The sequence below is a fragment of the Mucilaginibacter humi genome (genome assembly GCF_013087555.1).
In genome coordinates, this window is record NZ_JABFCR010000006.1 from 41144 (window position 1) to 57401 (window position 16258).

Consider the following 16258-nt stretch of genomic DNA (forward strand, 5'->3'; position numbering starts at 1 on the left):
TATAAAGCTTGAATGCAATTTGTGGTTAACATTTTTACTATTAAAACAGACTAAACAAATGTATAAAAATTTTATAAAAAACATTTGCAGGCCTTCGGCGTGCAAAAAAAAGTGCTTTTTAATAATGAAGATTACCTTTCTTTTATTCTTCACTACTTTAATGCAGGTAAGCGCAACCAGCATTGCGCAAAAAATAACGTATCACCAAAAAGAGGCGACGTTAAAACAAATTTTTACAGAGATAAATAAACAAACAGGCTTTAATGTATTCTGGTCGCCCAAGGTTATCCGGAAGGTAAAAAAATAGATGTAAATTTTAACCAGACCCCGCTTGAGGAAGCATTATTTACCTGCCTTGATAACTTTGCTTTAACCTATAGTATTGATCAAAAAACAATTATAATAAAGGAAAAAGAAAAGCCCATAGAAGCAAAGGTTGCTATTGATGTTAGTGGGAAGGTAACAGACCAAACAGGGAAAGCCCTACCCGGTGTAACTGTAAAGATCAAAGGCTCCACAGTGGCCACGTTTACAAATACGGAAGGTACTTATTCGATTAGAGCTACAGACGATGACGGTACCACGGTTTTCAGTTCAATTGGTTTCACCACACAGGAGATCGCAATAAATAAAAGGAAACGTATTGATGTAATTTTGCAGGAGGAGGTATCAAAACTTAACGAAATTGTAGTAGTGGGTTACGGTACGCAAAAGCGTAAGGACCTAACCGGGTCGGTGTCATCAATAGGTGCAAAAGACATTAAACTGCAACCCATTAACTCGTTTAACCAGGCGCTGCAAGGCAAGGTGGCAGGCGTGCAGATAACACAAGCCTCAAACGCGCCGGGCGGTGGTATAACCATCCGCGTAAGAGGTACAGGCTCCATATCGGGCAGTAATGATCCATTGTATGTAGTTGATGGGTATCCTTTGGCAAATCCGGCGGCGCCAACCGGTGCCGCCAATGGCGGCGCCCCATATGCTAATCCACTATCAACTATAAATCCTAATGATATTGAATCTATAGAGGTGTTAAAAGATGCTTCAGCAACGGCTATATATGGTTCGCGCGGCGCAAACGGTGTGGTTATAGTAACAACACGCAGAGGTAAAGCCGGCCAAACGGCGGTTGACTTTGAAACTTATACAGGTACGCAACGCGTTACCAAAATGCTTGAATTGGGTAAAGCCATGGATCATTTAAATCTAAAAAACGAGCAGTTGGCCAATCTTGGTTTTGCTTCGCGATTTGGAAACCCAACCGGCCCTTATCCAAAACCTGTTGCAGCTTATGGCGATGGAACCAATTGGCAGCATGAAATTTTCAGGGATGCTATTATGCAAAACTATCAGGTATCCATCACCGGGGGTACAGAAAAGACACGTTACCCGGTAAGTGCTAACTATTTGGATCAGGATGGTATTGTTATTGAAAATAATTTTAAACGCTACGCTACCCGCTTTAATCTGGATGCCCAGCTTTTTGAGAATATAAAAATAGGAAGCAATGTTACTATAGCGCGTACTTTAAATAAGGGGGTTAATGAAACAGGTGCCTCCTACAGCCCTGTTGGTGCGGCTGTAAGTATATCGCCGGCCAGCCCTGTTTATGATGCCAACGGTGCCGGCAGTTAATAAACTTTGGCCCGGGTAGTGGCTTTTCTACAGTTGCCAACCCGGTGGCTATGCAAAAACATCAACCAACGCACTAACCAGCGATAGGGTGTTAGGTAATATATTTGGGCAGGTTACTATTTTGCCGGGTCTCTCAGCACGTGTAAGTATTGGTGCAGATATTTTAAACTCGCGCCGTAATGTGTTTTATACCCCACAAACATTGGCAGGAAGTGATCGTAATGGCTATGGCAGCAATGGCTCATCAAGCAATATTAACTTATTAAATGAAAATACACTTACCTATAACAAACAAATTAACGACCACGCTTTTGAATTTTTAGCCGGTGTTACTTTTCAAACCAATTCAGAAGAGCGGGCTTATCTGGAAACAGAGGGATTTCCTAACTATACCTTAGGCGCCAACAACCGGGTGCAGGCGATAAACTGATAGCGTCCAGAACAGCCCCGGAAAAATGGGGGCTTAACTCTTACCTGGCCAGGTTAAACTATCGCTTTAAAGACCGATACCTGTTTACGATTACGGCTCGCGAAGACGGTTCATCACGCTTTGGGGCCAACAACAAATATGGCTTTTTTCCTTCGGGAGCATTTGCCTGGCGCGTGTCTGAAGAAAGTTTCCTGAAGAACAATAAGCTACTTAGTGATTTGAAATTAAGGGCCAGCTACGGTATTACCGGTAATGACGGTATTGGTTTATACAACTCGCTGTCGCGCTATGTAGTAGGGCGCACCGTATTTAACGATGTGGAGGTACTAACAAACCAGATAGATCGTATTGAAAACCCCGACCTGAAATGGGAGAAAACAGCACAACTTGATGTAGGATTTGATGTAGGGTTTTTTAACAGCCGTTTAAATATCACTGCTGATTACTATATTAAGAAAACCAGTGATCTGTTGCTGGCCGTTGAACTACCGGCCACAACCGGCTCAACCAGTGTTTTACGTAACGTTGGTAGTGTAGATAACCGTGGTTTTGAGTTTGCTTTTAATACCGTAAATATTCAAAATACCGGCAAAGGCTTTAATTGGACCACATCGGCCAATATATCGTTTAACCGCAATAAGGTTTTGTCGTTAGCAAATGATGTTAACCGCTTCTTTGTGTCAAATGGCGTTGTACAGGTAGGCGAGTCGGTAGGCTCATTCTATGGTAACGTATTTGATGGCATTTGGCAAACTCAGGCAGAAATTACTGCCGCCGGGCCTTTGGCTACGGCAGGTGCACTACCCGGTGCCTATAAGTTTAAAGATGTTGATGGTAACGGGGTTTATAATGAAGCAAATGACCGTAAGATATTAGGTAACGGTTTGCCGCGCTTCATATTTGGTTTTACCAATACCATGAGCTTTAAAAACTTTGATCTTTCTGTGTTTTTACAAGGGGTGCAGGGCAACAAGGTCTATAACATTCCGCGTACGCTGCTGGATGGATCAGACCCGAGTACCAATATGCTGAAAGCTGCTATAGACGATCACTGGACCACGACTAATCCAAGTAATAAAAGGGCTTCTATTCGCCAATGGCGCACCCCTACTACGTTTGATTATTATTTAGAAGATGGGTCATTTATGCGTGTTAAAAACGTAACACTTGGTTACCAGATCCCGGTTAAAAGCAGCGTAGTTAAAAAGGCTCGTATTTATCTAAGCGCCCAAAACCTGTTAACCGTCACCAATTACCCGGGCTTTGATCCGGAAGTTAATGCCGCATTTAATAATGCAACGGTATATGGCTTGGATAACTTTAACTATCCGCCGGCGCGTACTTTCATTTTAGGGGCAACGGTTTCATTTTAATCAATAGTTCATTAATAATATTATATACGATGAAAAGATTTACAGTTTTAACAAATAAATGGAAATGGTTATGCTGCTGCATACTATTTTTAACAATGTCGGTTAGTTGCAATAAGCAACTTAAGGAGGTGCCTTATTCATTTTTAGGTGAAGATAATTCCTATCAATCAGCAGCTGATGCTGTTACCGCTATCAACGGTGTTTATGATCGTTTAAGGTCGATATATGGCATGCCAATGCTGATTCTTTCGGATATGAACGGCGAGGAAATGAATATACGACCGGATGGTGGGGCTAATGTAGTAGAAATCGATAAAAATACCTATACATCGGCAAACGGTAACTTTGACGGGTTTTATACCAATTGCTACCTGATTATTGACAGGGCAAACCGTTTGTTAAAAAATGTGCCCCGTATCACCATGAACGAAACCCAAAAGGGGCAGATACTTGGCGAGGCTAAATTTTTACGTGCCCTTATTTATTTTGACCTGGTACAGGCCTTTGGCGATGTGCCTTTAATAACCGCTCCTACCAGTGATGTGGTTAATGTGGCCATTGCCCGTACACCGGCAACCGCAGTATACGCGCAAATTGTAAAGGACCTGAAAGAAGCTGACGCTGCTAACCTGCCTGTAAAATATACGGCATCCGGCGAAATTGGCCGTGCAACTTCAGGTGCCGTAAAATCTATTTTGGCAAAAGTCTACTTAACCCAAAAAGATTGGACCAACGCTGCGGCAAAAGCCAAAGAGGTTATTGATGGCAATGCATACAGCTTATTTCCTGATTACAAGGATATCTTCCCGCCGGCAAATAAAAACGGGCGCGAGCATATTTTTTCAGTGCAGTATAGCTGCGTAAAAAGTAGCTATGGTAGTAGCATGGGGCTTAACTTTGCCATATTCTTTTCATGGCCAATTCAGCAAAGCGGTGGTAGTTGCCGGGCCGAAGAACTTTTTGCTTCATCATACTACCCGGATGATTACCGAAAAAAGTAACCATAATTACCTCGAAGGTAAATCCGTCCAACAATACAAAAGTAGATTCGCGTACCGGCTCGCATGTGGATAAATACTGGGATCCATCACCATGCGGTTTAGACCAGCTCGCAACAATTTTATGGTGATACGGTATGCTGATGTATTGTTAATGTATGCCGAAGCTGTTAATGAGATGAGCGGCCCTACTACCGAAGCTTATAATGCCATTAACCAGGTGCGTACACGTGCACGTAATGGCGTGGCAACAGCCAATCCGCAAAATCTTGGTGGGTTAACGCAAGATCAGTTTCGTGATGCTGTGTTAAAAGAAAGAAGCTGGGAGCTATGTTTTGAGGGCCACCGCCGCTGGGATCTGTTACGTACAGGCAAATATCTTTCTACGCTGCAAGCGGCGGGTATACCGGTACAACAAAAAAACTTATTGTATCCTATTCCGCAAAATGAGCGCGACGTTAACAGCGCGCTTACTCAAAATCTGGGTTATTAATTCGTGCCATAACCCCTGCTGAATAGCAGGGGTTTATTTAAATATGATATGAAAAAAGTCTATCTTTTTTTTCTGTGCATACAGGCTCTTTTTTCCGGGTCACTCCCGGCGCAAAAAAATATTCGGTTGTTGTTTATGGGGGTACGCCCGGCGGTATTACCGCAGCGGTTGCTGCCTCAAGGCAGGGAGCCAGTGTGGTACTAATTGAGCAAACCAAACATGTAGGCGGACTTAACACCAGTGGCATAGGTACTGCCGAAACAGAGCATATGATAGAGGAGACCATATCTGGCCTGCCTTTAGAGTTTTATACATTGCTGGGTAAAAATTATGGCTTAAGTAAACCCGCGTTTTACTTTGAATCGCACGTGGCCGAGCAAGTATTTAATAAGTTGCTTAGCGATGCACATGTTAAAATTATTTTGGAGTTTTCGTAAAAAAGGTAAATAAGGCTAATGGCGCTATCAAAAACATCAACCTAACTAATGGCCAAACTATCAGCGGCGATGTATTTATTGATGCCACCTATGAGGGCGACCTAATGGCCCGCTCTGGCGTAGTATACACTTATGGCAGGGAAAGCACTGCCCAATATAACGAACCACTTGCTGGTATAAGGCTGTTAGATAAACCTATAGATGTTTCACCGTATGATGATAATGGCAATTTATTGCCCGGCTTTGTTGATGCCGCGACGTTGGAAAATGGTAAAGCCAGTAAACGGGTAATCAATTATAATTTCAGGCTGATGCTGTCTACATTAGATAGTAAAATACCTTTCCCCGTTCCAAAAAGTATGACCCCAATCGTTTTCTGTTATTAAAGCGATTGCTTGCCACTCGGCCCCAAACTAAGTTGCAGGATATTATCGACCTCTATTCATGGAACTATCCAAAGGGTAAATTTGAATCAAACAATAAACAAAACGCGCTAATATCATTGGGCCTTTTTGGAGGCAATGCCGAATATCCCGACGCTAATTATGCTAAACGGGCAGCTATTTACCAGGATCATAAAGACTGGACGCTGGGCCTTTTTTATTTCCTGCTGAATGATCCATCAGTACCTGCATCATTAAAAGCTGAGACAGCCAGATACGGGCTATCTGCGGATGAATTTATAGATAATCATAATTTTCCATACTACCTGTACGTACGCGAAGCACGGCGAATGATAGGCGACTATGTACAAACGCAAAAAGATATTTTTACTGATCCGTATAAAAAAGATGCCATCGCTCTAGGTTCGCACTTTGTTGATTGCCATCACGTACAACGGGTCGCCGTTTCAAAAACACAGTATATAAACGAGGGACGGATATGGGTTAAAGTCGACCAGCCTTACGAGGTGTCGTATCGTAGTATCACCCCAAAACAAAAAGAGTGTACCAACCTATTAGTACCTGTAGCGCTCTCTGCTTCGCATGTTGGTTTTTGTTCGCTACGTGTCGAAGTTACGTGGATGCAATTGGGCCGGGCAGCAGGCATAGCAGCGGGTATTGCAGCAAAAAGCAAAAACCTGTACAACAAATAAATATTAACGTCTTACATCAGCAACTTAAAAAAGCGGGTGTAGTATATAACCGCGATGCCCAACAATGGCATAGCGATGATAAAATATAGATAAACATGCCTAAAAAATATATAGCGGTAGTTTTACTGCAAATGCTAATTCTGGCGTTTAATAGTGCAGCACAGGTAAAAACCACGCATAAATTTGATATTGTAATTTATGGGGCTACACCCGCCGGGGTTAGCGCTGCCATACAGGCAGCAAGGTTGGGTAAAAGCGTAACTATTGTTGAACCATTGGCCAGCGTAGGGGCATTATGGTTAACGGTTTGGGCGGTACCGATGTTGATAATCACCAGAATTTCAAAATAGCCCCGCCGTTGCTGGTATTGCATTGAGTTTTACCGAAAAGTTGCCAAACACTACGGCAGGCTTGAAGAATTTGATGATAAGCTGAAGAATGGCAAAAAGATTTTACGATCTGGCGTTTTGAACCGCATGTAGCCGATAGTATTATCAAAAGCTGGCTTGATGAATATAAAATTCAGGTGTTTATTAATATGCCTTTAAAAGAAAGTGCCGATGCTGTTAAAAAGACAGGTACCAACATTACACAAATAAAAACAGTAAACGGTAAAATCTTTAAGGCCCGCATCTTTATTGATGCCACAATTGAAGGTGATTTGATGGCGCGGGCAGGTGTGAGTTTTACCCGGGGCCGTGAAAGTAATGCGTTATACAATGAAACTAAAAACGGTATCATCCGCGAAACCACCAAAGCACAGTTTTTGGTAAAAGTAGACCCTTACAAAATACCGGGTGATCCGAACAGCGGCGTTATTCCAACCATCCGGGATGAACCATTTGGCGTTCCGGGAGATGGGGATCGGTTAATCCAAGCCTATTGTTTTAGGGCGTGCCTTACCGGGAACCCGCAAAATCGGATCGCCTTTAGCAAGCCCGAAAATTATGACCGTGGTCTGTACGAGATCTATCTAAGGTATTTAAAAGCCGGCGGCAAACTTTATGTGCCTGACGTAAGTATCCCCAATGGCAAAACCGATTTGGGCGCGGCATGACCTCTCTCATAATTTATATGGCATGAACCGGGCTTATCCTACCGGTAACTACGCTACGCGCAAACAAATCTTTAACCAGCATAAAACTTTTACCCGTGGCTTATTCTACTTTTTGGCTAATGATGAAGAAGTGGGCAAATTATCCCCGGCTCTGCAAAAAGAATGGCAGCAATGGGGGCTTTGTAAAGATGAGTTTAAAGATACTAAAGGCTGGCCCGCACAATTTTATGTACGCGATGCCCGGCGTATGGTTTCAAAGTTTGTAATAACACAGCAATATGTTAATCGAAATAATCCTTCAATAGCACCCGACCCGGTAACCGTAGCTTATTGGCCCACCGATTTGCATTCGGTACGCCGAATTGTTAAAGATGGTTATGCCTATAATGAAGGCTATGTTTTTGGTGGGAACGATTGGCGGCCGTTCGGTATTTCTTATCGGGCGCTTACGCCAAAAACACAAGAATGCACCAACCTTTTAACCCCAACCTGTCTTTCATCCAGCCATATTGCTTATGGCGCAATACGTATCGAGTTTACTTACATGGAGCTGGGCCAGGCCTGTGCCATCGCGTCGGCATTGGCTATTGATGCGCATATAACAGTACAACAGGTTAGTTATCAGCAGCTAAAAGAACAATTATTAAAGGCATCATTAGTATTAGACGCTTCTAAAGTTGGCATGCCTAAAATAGTAGCTACGCCCAAATAGAATAATATATGATAAGCACATGCTATCTCCGTCTTATATAGAATAAATCAGTGCGAACATTTTTTAATTATTATCTACGCCCAAGTATGTGCATTACTGTCATATATTACAGGGATAACCAATTACCAATACAGATTAAAACTTATATGAGGATAAAGATTTATACCGCACTGCTATTGCTGCATGTTTTATTTAGGAGTGCCGTTGCACAAACAATTGTAAGGCCTGCCGTTGTTGATCTGCTTTCGCCGGCCCAAACTGCTAAAATGCAAGGTTATGTTGGTGAAAAGTTAGATGCATCTTACCAAAACCGCATACTTGCACAGGATGTTGATCGCCTGATAGCGCCATTTAAAAATCGTACAGAAACCAGTTGCTGGCAAACCGAGTTTTGGGGTAAATGGTTTACTTCGGCCGTTTTGGCCTATAAATATCGCCCGGAGCCTAAATTGAAAGCAGTGCTTAATAAAGCTGTGGCAGATTTGCTGGCAACCCAAACACCTGATGGCTACATAGGTAACTATACCGAAGCTGCACGGTTTGAACAATGGGATATTTGGGGGCGTAAATATTGTATGTTGGGCTTGCTGGCTTATTTTGATCTTACTAAGGATCAAAAAGTACTTTATGCCACCCGTAGACTTGCCGACCATTTAATAAAAGAACTTGCCGATAAAAAGGTACTCATAGTTAAAAAAGGCAACCACCGGGGCATGGCTGCTACATCAGTTCTGGAACCAATTTGTTTACTGTATAACCGCACCGGCGATAAAAGTTACCGGCATTTGCCGAAGAGATCGTGAGCCAATGGGAATCACCAAACGGACCGCAGTTAATAAGTAAAGCCAATGTTGATGTAGCTAAACGTTTTGCCAAACCAAAAGTATGGTTTGGCTGGGATCAGGGCCAAAAGGCTTATGAAATGATGTCGTGTTACGAGGGGTTGCTGGAACTGTATCGTATAACCGGCAAAAACAAATATCGCGAAGCTGTTGGGCAAACCGGGAGAATATTAAGAATACTGAGATAAATATAGCGGGTTCCGGGTCGGCTGTTGAATGTTGGTTTGGCGGCAAAAGCTTGCAGGCAATGCCTGTTGCGCATTACCGTGAAACTTGTGTAACTGCTACATGGATAAAACTAAGCCAGCAATTGCTACGCTTAACCGGCGAAGCTAAATATGCAGACGCTATAGAACAATCTTATTACAACGCTTTACTGGGAGCCATGAAATCTGACGGATCGGATTGGGCTAAATACAGCCCCCGGCGGGCGAAAGGTTGGAAGGTAATGAACAATGCGGCATGGGAATTAATTGTTGCGTAGCGAGCGGCCCGCGTGGGTTATTTACCTTGCCTTTAACCGCGGTAATGGGAGGGAAGCAAGGCCCATATATTAATTTTTTTGTTGATGGAAATTATAAGCTTCAAACTCCTGCAGGTCAGCCCCTGCAAGTAACCCAACATACCAGCTATCCGGTATCTGGTAATATAGCTATTGAGTTTACGGTACCTAAGCCCGAAAACATGGATGTTTTTATTCGTATCCCTGCGTGGAGCAAGGAAGGTATGCTTACTGTAAACGGAGAACAAATACAGGTAAAACCCGGCGGATATGCTGCAATACACCGACTATGGAAAACAGGCGACGTTGTTAAACTGGAGCTTGATATGCGTGGCAGGTTAGCCTACGTTGGTGCGGCCCCTCAGTATATCGCTATTATGCGCGGCCCCGTTGTTTTAGCCCGCGATCTGCGCTTAGGTGGCCCTGCTGTGGATGCCAGTATTACGCCGGTGACAGGTAAAGACAGCTTTATCAACCCGGAACCTGCCGGTGTTGATAAAAATGGTATTTGGATGAAATATAATGCCTTATTCAAAGTCGAATCCTATAAAGAAGGCGGGAATAAACCTATAGCTGTAACGCTCTGCGATTACGCGTCAGCAGGCAATACTATTGATCAAAATTCCTGGTTTAGGGTTTGGCTGCCACAAATCTATGATCCGCGCGAGCAATAATATTAAAATCTACATGCTTAGTCCCTGAGTATGTACAATTGGTCGTAAGTGTAAGTGGCGACTCCCCGTCGCCACCACTTGCATTATAGTAGCTATTATAACAGCTATAGAAGATTTTTAATGAATAAAGCGAGAATGCCTGATCTTATTGATTTTCAAAGAAATAATGATCCTATCAGATTATAAAATTGATGAATTGCTTACCATAAGGTGAGAAAGGTGTAGATTTACAAAACGGCGGCAAGTTGGGTAGGCCGAAAGGTACAAACGGGAGCGAAAAAAAAATTCTTAAATAAAAACATTTCCAGGCAAATATCTAAATGTCTTGAAAGAGGGCTTACTATAAGGGAGATTGCCAAAGTCATAGGGGTCTACAACAACGGTTGTAAAGGTGAAGAACACTTTTCCATTTTAACAATGATCATACTTTGCAAATATGTGATTAGATAAATAATCTCATAGCTACAACTAACACAGCTTATTTTACAGACCCTTGAACGTCTTGGATTTCAATGAACCCATATTGCCTATTAAAACTTTATCGCGTTTCCTTGATAATAGTCTATTATTTTACTCCTAAAAATAACGGCATACCTCGCTTCTATAAAATCGTTTTGTGCTTTATCGAAATTTGTAATTGCAACATTGTAATCAACCAAATTTATTAGCCCTACCTCATAACGTTGTTTAATGTTGTCTAAAGCAACCTTATTAGTTTCAAAATTTTGTTGTGCTGATTTGCATCTCTTATCCGCAACGTCAAGATCCAGTATCGCCCGGATTACAGTTTTACTTAGATTGTTTTTAACACTTAGAGTATTAAGCTGAGCATTTTGCAAGTTTAATTTCGCTTTGCTAATACTGAATTATTATTGAATCGGCTAAAAATGGGTATTTCAATACTCAATCCTATATTTTGATTTAAATTATCTCCTATCTGTCTAAATGTAGGATAATGTGCATAAACGGGTTGTTGTGAAGTTGTAACCACAGGTTCGCCACTAAAAGCAGTTGTGCCTATTTGTTGTTCTACAGGTGTTGTTGCAATAGTATGTTCACGAACTGTATTAGAATAACTTGATGCAATTCCAGAAAATAAAGTAACCGTCGGATAATATCCGCTTTTAGCAATGCGGATAGCCTGCTGATATGTCTTTTGTTGCAACTCTGCCAATAGCATATCGGGGTTAACCATTAAAGTTGTTTTAATCACTTCTTTTGCGTCATAAAAAGTTTTTACCCCAGCTTCGTTATTTATGTTAGGGCGTTCAATAGCAATTGGGGCATACGGATCCATTTCCATAAATTGTTTTAAAGTAAGCATTGAAATATCTAACTGGCTTTGAGAAGTAGTTAAGTTTAGGGTGGCGACTGATACTTGCGCCTTTGCTTGCGAAACATCTGCCAACGACTGGCTACCCACCTCTTGTCCTATCATCAACTTTTGCAGTGTTTGATTAGCGATTTCCAATTGTTGTTTGGCTGCCACTACCGGGTCCTGATCTGTTAAAATTTGCAGATAGGTTATTAAAACGTTTAAAGTCAGGTCATTCTTTAATTTATTAGTTTGACTTTTACTAATATCCAAAAGTAACTTATTTTGGATTATTTGATTTCGCAGAGCTCCGCCTTTAAAAAGTGTGATTTGTAATTGAGCATCGCCATTTACATTTATTGAGGTTGATGATGTATAGGCAAAAGTACCCGCAGCCTGGCTGCGGCCAAAGTTATAGCCCCCAACTGTACTGGCACTTAAACTTGGCAACAAATTGTTTTTAGCTTGTTTAATCTCCAGAGTATTCAACGATTCGTCTATTTTTGATTGCTTAATTGCGATGTTGTTGGATAACGCGCGTTGAATAGCAGTAGGTAAAGTTATTTTTTCCTGCCCTGTGGTGGTAATAGAAATTAGTGAGATGTTTATTGCACATAGAATTACAGTGCGGAGCATTACTTTTTTTTCATTTATTTTTAGTGAAAGGTTTATAGGTGCACTTAGGTTTGGCGATATTTATTTGTTGGTTTTTATACGCAGATATCGACAATAAAAACATAAATTCCGTCAGTTAGCTGAGATAGAATTTGTTCTTACTTAATCTAGCGAACTACTTTGATGATGATTGTTTTACTTCATCCGGTATCCAAGAGTTTAACCAATAATGAATCATTATTTTAGAGCGAGTTTTAAAATCTGCCTTTTTAATTTCCCAATAATCATATTCAAAAATATTTTTAATGTTAATTAGTTCCTGATCAGAACCTTTATGTTTTTCAAAGGACCTTTTCATTCTGCCCGGTCCAGAGTACTCCGGCGTGTTCATAAAGTTTCGATCATAGTTATCGAATGAAATAGCAATATCGCTGGCTACATTTAATAGATATGGTTCACCTATCCGGGCAGAAAAGTGCTCGGAAGACAATGTTGATGTTTTAGGATCTATAATTAGATATCCCTTGTTGTATTTTGAATGAAGCTCCAGAAATTTAGTAGCGTTTATTAGCTCAAGGTCCCAATCAACGTAATACCCTCCATAATGATATACAATCAGGTATCTTGCTATGTCTGACGCTTCCCCGTGATTACGAGCTTCTTTAAAAGCGTTTAATGCAAATTTATAATGCGTTTCAATAAATTGCTCAATTAGTTGGTCTGTCCAACGTGTAATTTCAAAGTCGTTTTTTTTTAAGATCTCCCATGAAGTTAAACAGTTTTCTATAAAGCTATTTGCCTTAGGGCCAGTTATCTGATGAATTGTTTTTTTATCATACCGATTAGGTTAACTGTCTTTAAACAGAGATTTTAAGTACTGCCATTTAAAGTGTTGCGTAAAGCTGCAAACATCATCTTTACCAAAAGACACCAAAACGCCATCATCCTGATACATGATACCCATTGGAAAAACAATTTTTAATTCGCTGTTATTACTGTAGTGCCAAAGTTTTTTATACTCACTATCAGGGTCCTCATCTTTATAACCAAGTGCATCAGGATGATATTCTAGAATTTTTCGATAATGATTATATCTTATAGCTGTATAATAATAAAATCGTTTAAATCCGTTAAAATTATCCAAATAAGAATGTGCAAAGCCATAAACCCATCCGCTGTTATCGCCAGGTTGTTGCAATAAAGGCGTTCCGCCTCTAAGTTCTCCAAATGGCCACCCCAATGTTCTGGTAGTTGATAAAAAATGTTCACGCGCTAAATTTTTGCCATTGTTCAATTCTAATTTTAATACGCGTAAAAATGGGGCAAGGTCTGTTATAAGGAACAACTCGTTGGCAAACATATAAGGAGTCCAGTTCTTTTCGTGTACACGCTTTGACATTGGCCTTAATGAAGTTTGTTTAACTATGCAAGCTTTGTCCACATCTAACGTACCCATACCAACCCCAAATATCCAATCCCATTTTCCAGAAGCTAAACGTGGCAGGTAGGTATAAAAAGCCAGTAAATGCTCGCCGGTAGAAAAAAGCCTTACATCTTCAAATGCAGTGTTTCCATTTTCTACAGTTAATTTCCTATTAGAAATAGGGGTAAAATCGGCATTTAATTCGGTTATATAAGATTTTGAATCATATTGAAATAGATGTTTAGTTCTGTAACAGCACCATATCCTTCCCTTGTGTTTTGCTATAGAGGCGTTAATTTCAAGCATGTTTTAAATATTAAAGTGGTTATGGTTATCTGATTATTTTTTTACCGAGTACCGCATATTATCAAATAGTCTTTCTATCAGACGCCTATCTTTTGTTATTACATCGCCTTCGCCTTTTATTTCGTATTTAAATTTGAGATACGTACCATAATTAGTTTTAAGGTCATTAGGTAGTTCAACATTTACAAGATAGGTTTCAATCTCTCCTTTCTCTGTTTTCATTGCAGTTGCAGTAAGTGAGACTGAAGAAACTTTACCTTTTATGCTTCCGTACTCGCGATATGGATAATTTTCTAATTTAATTATTACTTCCTGTCCTTGTTCAACTTTACCTGCTCCTGTTGACGGTAAAGTCATTTGTCCGACAATTTTGTTTTTACAGGCACAACTGTAAAAACAGGTTCGCCTGCTTGAATGAAATAATTATTAGTCCAAAACTTTGAAAATTGTAGTCGACCTGATATCGGAGCTTTGAATACATATTGCTGCTCCCACGTTTTAAAACTATCAGCAAGTTCAGTATAGGTGGTTATTAAATTTAAACGTGCGCGTGCTTGCAGTTGGCTTTTCTGAATATTTATTTGTTGTATTTTATTCGTAGACTCTTTGATTTGTTCTCTGATATTTGTAATATCATTAAGCGTAGAATTGTAAGAGTCCTGAATTCCAAGATAATTCATATCAGATTTATCCATTTCAGCTTCGGTTATGACTTTTCTTTTATATAATGTTGAATCTCTAATATGAAACTTCTTCATTAACCGAACGTTTTCGGTGCTTAGTTTTTGTTTTTGCAGGGCAACCATGAGCAAGTTTTGTTGCTCGGCTAGTATTTTATTAGCAATATCGGCCTGCTTTGTTAAAAGGTCATCTTGGCGGTGGTTAATAAATTCATCATAGGCATCTATAAAAGCAAAATACTTTGTGTTAAGATCGCCCAGGATACACTTTTCGGAAATTTCACAATAGTATTGAGCGCATTTAAATTAAAATCCATCACTAATTTATGCACAGATACGATGTCCTCTAATTTTGCTGAGTTTTGAATTATGGCGATGTAATCACCCTCATGAACAAAGCTTTGTGAATGCACTTTATTTAACAGAAGTTTACCGTTTGCATTTGCGACTAATCTCACAGGTGACGAGTTTGCGTTAATAACAATTACTCCGGTTACTACGTCTGGGTATTTAATAAGCCACCCAATAGCAAAAATCAATATACCCGGGGTTAACGCAAATGCTGAGATTAAAATACCAAACTTTGTTGGCATGCGGTCTATAATATCCTGTACTTCTTCAGTACGTTGTGATATATGTGGGATTGTAGTTTCGTTAGTCATTTTGATACGTTTAAGAGGTCAGAGTTGTTAATGCGACATCATTTGCCTTGCTAGTTTCAATATTAGTTACCAAATCAACTTGCGATTGTACTAACTGCCAGTATCTTCTCTGCATTTTTAAAAGTTCTTCATGGGTACCCACTTCTACTATCATTCCGTTTTGCATAACAACTATTTGATCTGCCTTCCTAATAGTACTGAGCCTGTGAGCAATTACTATCACAGTTTTTTCCTTAAACACATTTTCAAGGGCCGTCACTATTTTTTGTTCGTTAATAGTATCCAGTGCATTAGTTGCCTCATCAAAAAATAAAAATTCAGGATCTTTGTATAAAGCTCTGGCAATTAGTACACGCTGCTTTTGCCCACCACTTAATCCCCTGCCCATTTCTCCCATCACGGTTTGATAGCCTAAGGGCATTTGCTCTATTTCTAAAGCAATATTTGCAGTTTCTACAGCGTGTTTTAATCTTGTATAATCAACAGATTCGTCACTTAACGTTATGTTAGCTAAGATGGTGTCATTGAATATTTTACCATCTTGCATTACCGCACCGCATTTTTGACGCCACTGCCTTAAACTAATATTGTTAACATTCATTCCCCCAATCAGAACGTCTCCGTACGACGGCTTGTAAAGCCGTAATAATAATTTCAATAAAGTAGATTTCCCGCTGCCGCTGTCGCCAACAAAGTTTGGTATTTTAATCTCAACATTTGCGTTAACCCTGGGTATATTGATTTTTGCTATTGGGTGGCTTATTAAATACCCAGACGTAGTAACCGGAGTAATTGTTATTAACGCAAACTCGTCACCTATTGAGGTCGAGTCATGAATGCAAACGGTAAACTTCTGTAAATAAGATGCATTCACAAAGCTTTGTTCATGAGGGTGATTACATCGCCATAATTCAAAACTCAGCAAATAGAGGGACATCGTATCTGTGCATAAATTAGTGATGGATTTTAATTTGCAAATGCGTAATACTATTGTGAAATTTCCGAAAA

The 16258-nt window shown here is 40.3% G+C and carries 22 protein-coding genes and 2 pseudogenes; 15 read left to right on the plus strand and 9 right to left on the minus strand.

All coding sequences use genetic code 11. The features are described from left to right. Positions 1–124: 124 nt before the first annotated feature. The 15 genes and pseudogenes from HK413_RS02145 to HK413_RS19045 all read left to right on the plus strand — a co-directional run bounded on the left by HK413_RS02145 (position 125) and on the right by HK413_RS19045 (position 10249). On the plus strand, positions 125–307 hold the full coding sequence (locus HK413_RS02145; RefSeq protein ID WP_175268970.1) for a hypothetical protein: 183 nt from the start codon (positions 125–127) through the stop codon (positions 305–307). Positions 308–441: 134 nt separating this feature from the next. After that, positions 442–1635: a SusC/RagA family TonB-linked outer membrane protein gene (locus HK413_RS02150; RefSeq protein WP_317169205.1), complete on the plus strand. Its 1194-nt coding sequence runs from the start codon at positions 442–444 to the stop codon at positions 1633–1635. Positions 1636–1723: 88 nt separating this feature from the next. Further along, complete coding sequence (locus tag HK413_RS02155; RefSeq protein WP_175268971.1) at positions 1724–2065, plus strand: hypothetical protein; 342 nt, start codon at positions 1724–1726, stop codon at positions 2063–2065. Then, the gene (locus tag HK413_RS02160; RefSeq protein ID WP_317169206.1) at positions 2065–3438 is read left to right on the plus strand and encodes a SusC/RagA family TonB-linked outer membrane protein; all 1374 of its coding nucleotides are present in this window, start codon (positions 2065–2067) and stop codon (positions 3436–3438) included. Before HK413_RS02155 ends, HK413_RS02160 begins: the two co-directional genes overlap by 1 nt. A 128-nt stretch (positions 3439–3566) precedes the next feature. Beyond that, the gene (locus tag HK413_RS02165; RefSeq protein ID WP_217451961.1) at positions 3567–4439 is read left to right on the plus strand and encodes a RagB/SusD family nutrient uptake outer membrane protein; all 873 of its coding nucleotides are present in this window, start codon (positions 3567–3569) and stop codon (positions 4437–4439) included. 91 nt (positions 4440–4530) lie between these two features. After that, a complete protein-coding gene (locus tag HK413_RS02170; protein WP_262886735.1) occupies positions 4531–4929 on the plus strand; it encodes a RagB/SusD family nutrient uptake outer membrane protein in 399 nt (132 codons plus the stop codon). Between the two features lie 74 nt (positions 4930–5003). Next, positions 5004–5752 (plus strand): annotated as a pseudogene (locus HK413_RS19010) (FAD-dependent oxidoreductase). A 5-nt stretch (positions 5753–5757) separates the two neighbouring features. Continuing rightward, positions 5758–6462, plus strand: coding sequence for an FAD-dependent oxidoreductase (locus HK413_RS19015; protein WP_262886736.1), 705 nt, complete (start codon positions 5758–5760; stop codon positions 6460–6462). 95 nt (positions 6463–6557) lie between these two features. Next, the gene (locus HK413_RS02190; protein ID WP_175268975.1) at positions 6558–6812 is read left to right on the plus strand and encodes an FAD-dependent oxidoreductase; all 255 of its coding nucleotides are present in this window, start codon (positions 6558–6560) and stop codon (positions 6810–6812) included. A 107-nt stretch (positions 6813–6919) separates the two neighbouring features. Further along, entirely contained in the window at positions 6920–7519 is a 600-nt protein-coding gene (locus HK413_RS19020; RefSeq protein ID WP_175268989.1) for an FAD-dependent oxidoreductase, read from the plus strand. After that, entirely contained in the window at positions 7491–8231 is a 741-nt protein-coding gene (locus tag HK413_RS19025; RefSeq protein ID WP_175268976.1) for an FAD-dependent oxidoreductase, read from the plus strand. Before HK413_RS19020 ends, HK413_RS19025 begins: the two co-directional genes overlap by 29 nt. A 146-nt stretch (positions 8232–8377) precedes the next feature. Then, the gene (locus HK413_RS19030) at positions 8378–9034 is read left to right on the plus strand and encodes a beta-L-arabinofuranosidase domain-containing protein (RefSeq protein ID WP_217451962.1); all 657 of its coding nucleotides are present in this window, start codon (positions 8378–8380) and stop codon (positions 9032–9034) included. Continuing rightward, positions 9031–9261 (plus strand): hypothetical protein, encoded by a 231-nt coding sequence (locus HK413_RS19035; protein WP_217451967.1) that lies wholly within the window; start codon positions 9031–9033, stop codon positions 9259–9261. Before HK413_RS19030 ends, HK413_RS19035 begins: the two co-directional genes overlap by 4 nt. Beyond that, complete coding sequence (locus HK413_RS19040) at positions 9162–9557, plus strand: beta-L-arabinofuranosidase domain-containing protein (protein WP_217451963.1); 396 nt, start codon at positions 9162–9164, stop codon at positions 9555–9557. Before HK413_RS19035 ends, HK413_RS19040 begins: the two co-directional genes overlap by 100 nt. 44 nt (positions 9558–9601) lie before the next feature. Then, positions 9602–10249, plus strand: coding sequence for a hypothetical protein (locus HK413_RS19045; RefSeq protein WP_394353111.1), 648 nt, complete (start codon positions 9602–9604; stop codon positions 10247–10249). A gap of 530 nt (positions 10250–10779) precedes the next feature. Here the strand turns inward: HK413_RS19045 and HK413_RS21830 are convergent. From HK413_RS21830 to HK413_RS02245, 9 genes and pseudogenes are all read right to left on the minus strand, one after another. Then, complete coding sequence (locus HK413_RS21830; protein ID WP_175268977.1) at positions 10780–11088, minus strand: TolC family protein; 309 nt, start codon at positions 11086–11088, stop codon at positions 10780–10782. Positions 11089–11090: 2 nt separating this feature from the next. After that, complete coding sequence (locus HK413_RS02215) at positions 11091–12200, minus strand: TolC family protein (RefSeq protein WP_175268978.1); 1110 nt, start codon at positions 12198–12200, stop codon at positions 11091–11093. Between the two features lie 154 nt (positions 12201–12354). Next, positions 12355–12669 (minus strand): hypothetical protein, encoded by a 315-nt coding sequence (locus HK413_RS16180; RefSeq protein ID WP_246229536.1) that lies wholly within the window; start codon positions 12667–12669, stop codon positions 12355–12357. Positions 12670–12750: 81 nt separating this feature from the next. Beyond that, a pseudogene (locus HK413_RS21835) lies at positions 12751–13002 on the minus strand (glycosyltransferase); the annotation flags it as partial. 24 nt (positions 13003–13026) lie between these two features. Then, the gene (locus HK413_RS02225) at positions 13027–13908 is read right to left on the minus strand and encodes a hypothetical protein (protein ID WP_175268979.1); all 882 of its coding nucleotides are present in this window, start codon (positions 13906–13908) and stop codon (positions 13027–13029) included. A 33-nt stretch (positions 13909–13941) separates the two neighbouring features. After that, positions 13942–14265: a putative HlyD family type I secretion protein gene (locus HK413_RS02230; protein ID WP_175268980.1), complete on the minus strand. Its 324-nt coding sequence runs from the start codon at positions 14263–14265 to the stop codon at positions 13942–13944. Beyond that, on the minus strand, positions 14262–14714 hold the full coding sequence (locus tag HK413_RS02235; protein ID WP_175268981.1) for an HlyD family secretion protein: 453 nt from the start codon (positions 14712–14714) through the stop codon (positions 14262–14264). The genes HK413_RS02230 and HK413_RS02235 overlap by 4 nt, the downstream gene beginning before the upstream one ends. A gap of 98 nt (positions 14715–14812) precedes the next feature. Next, on the minus strand, positions 14813–15250 hold the full coding sequence (locus HK413_RS02240; RefSeq protein WP_175268982.1) for a hypothetical protein: 438 nt from the start codon (positions 15248–15250) through the stop codon (positions 14813–14815). Between the two features lie 10 nt (positions 15251–15260). Continuing rightward, positions 15261–16258, minus strand: a 998-nt coding sequence (locus HK413_RS02245) for an ATP-binding cassette domain-containing protein (protein ID WP_175268983.1), incomplete at its 5' end; no start/stop codon positions are given.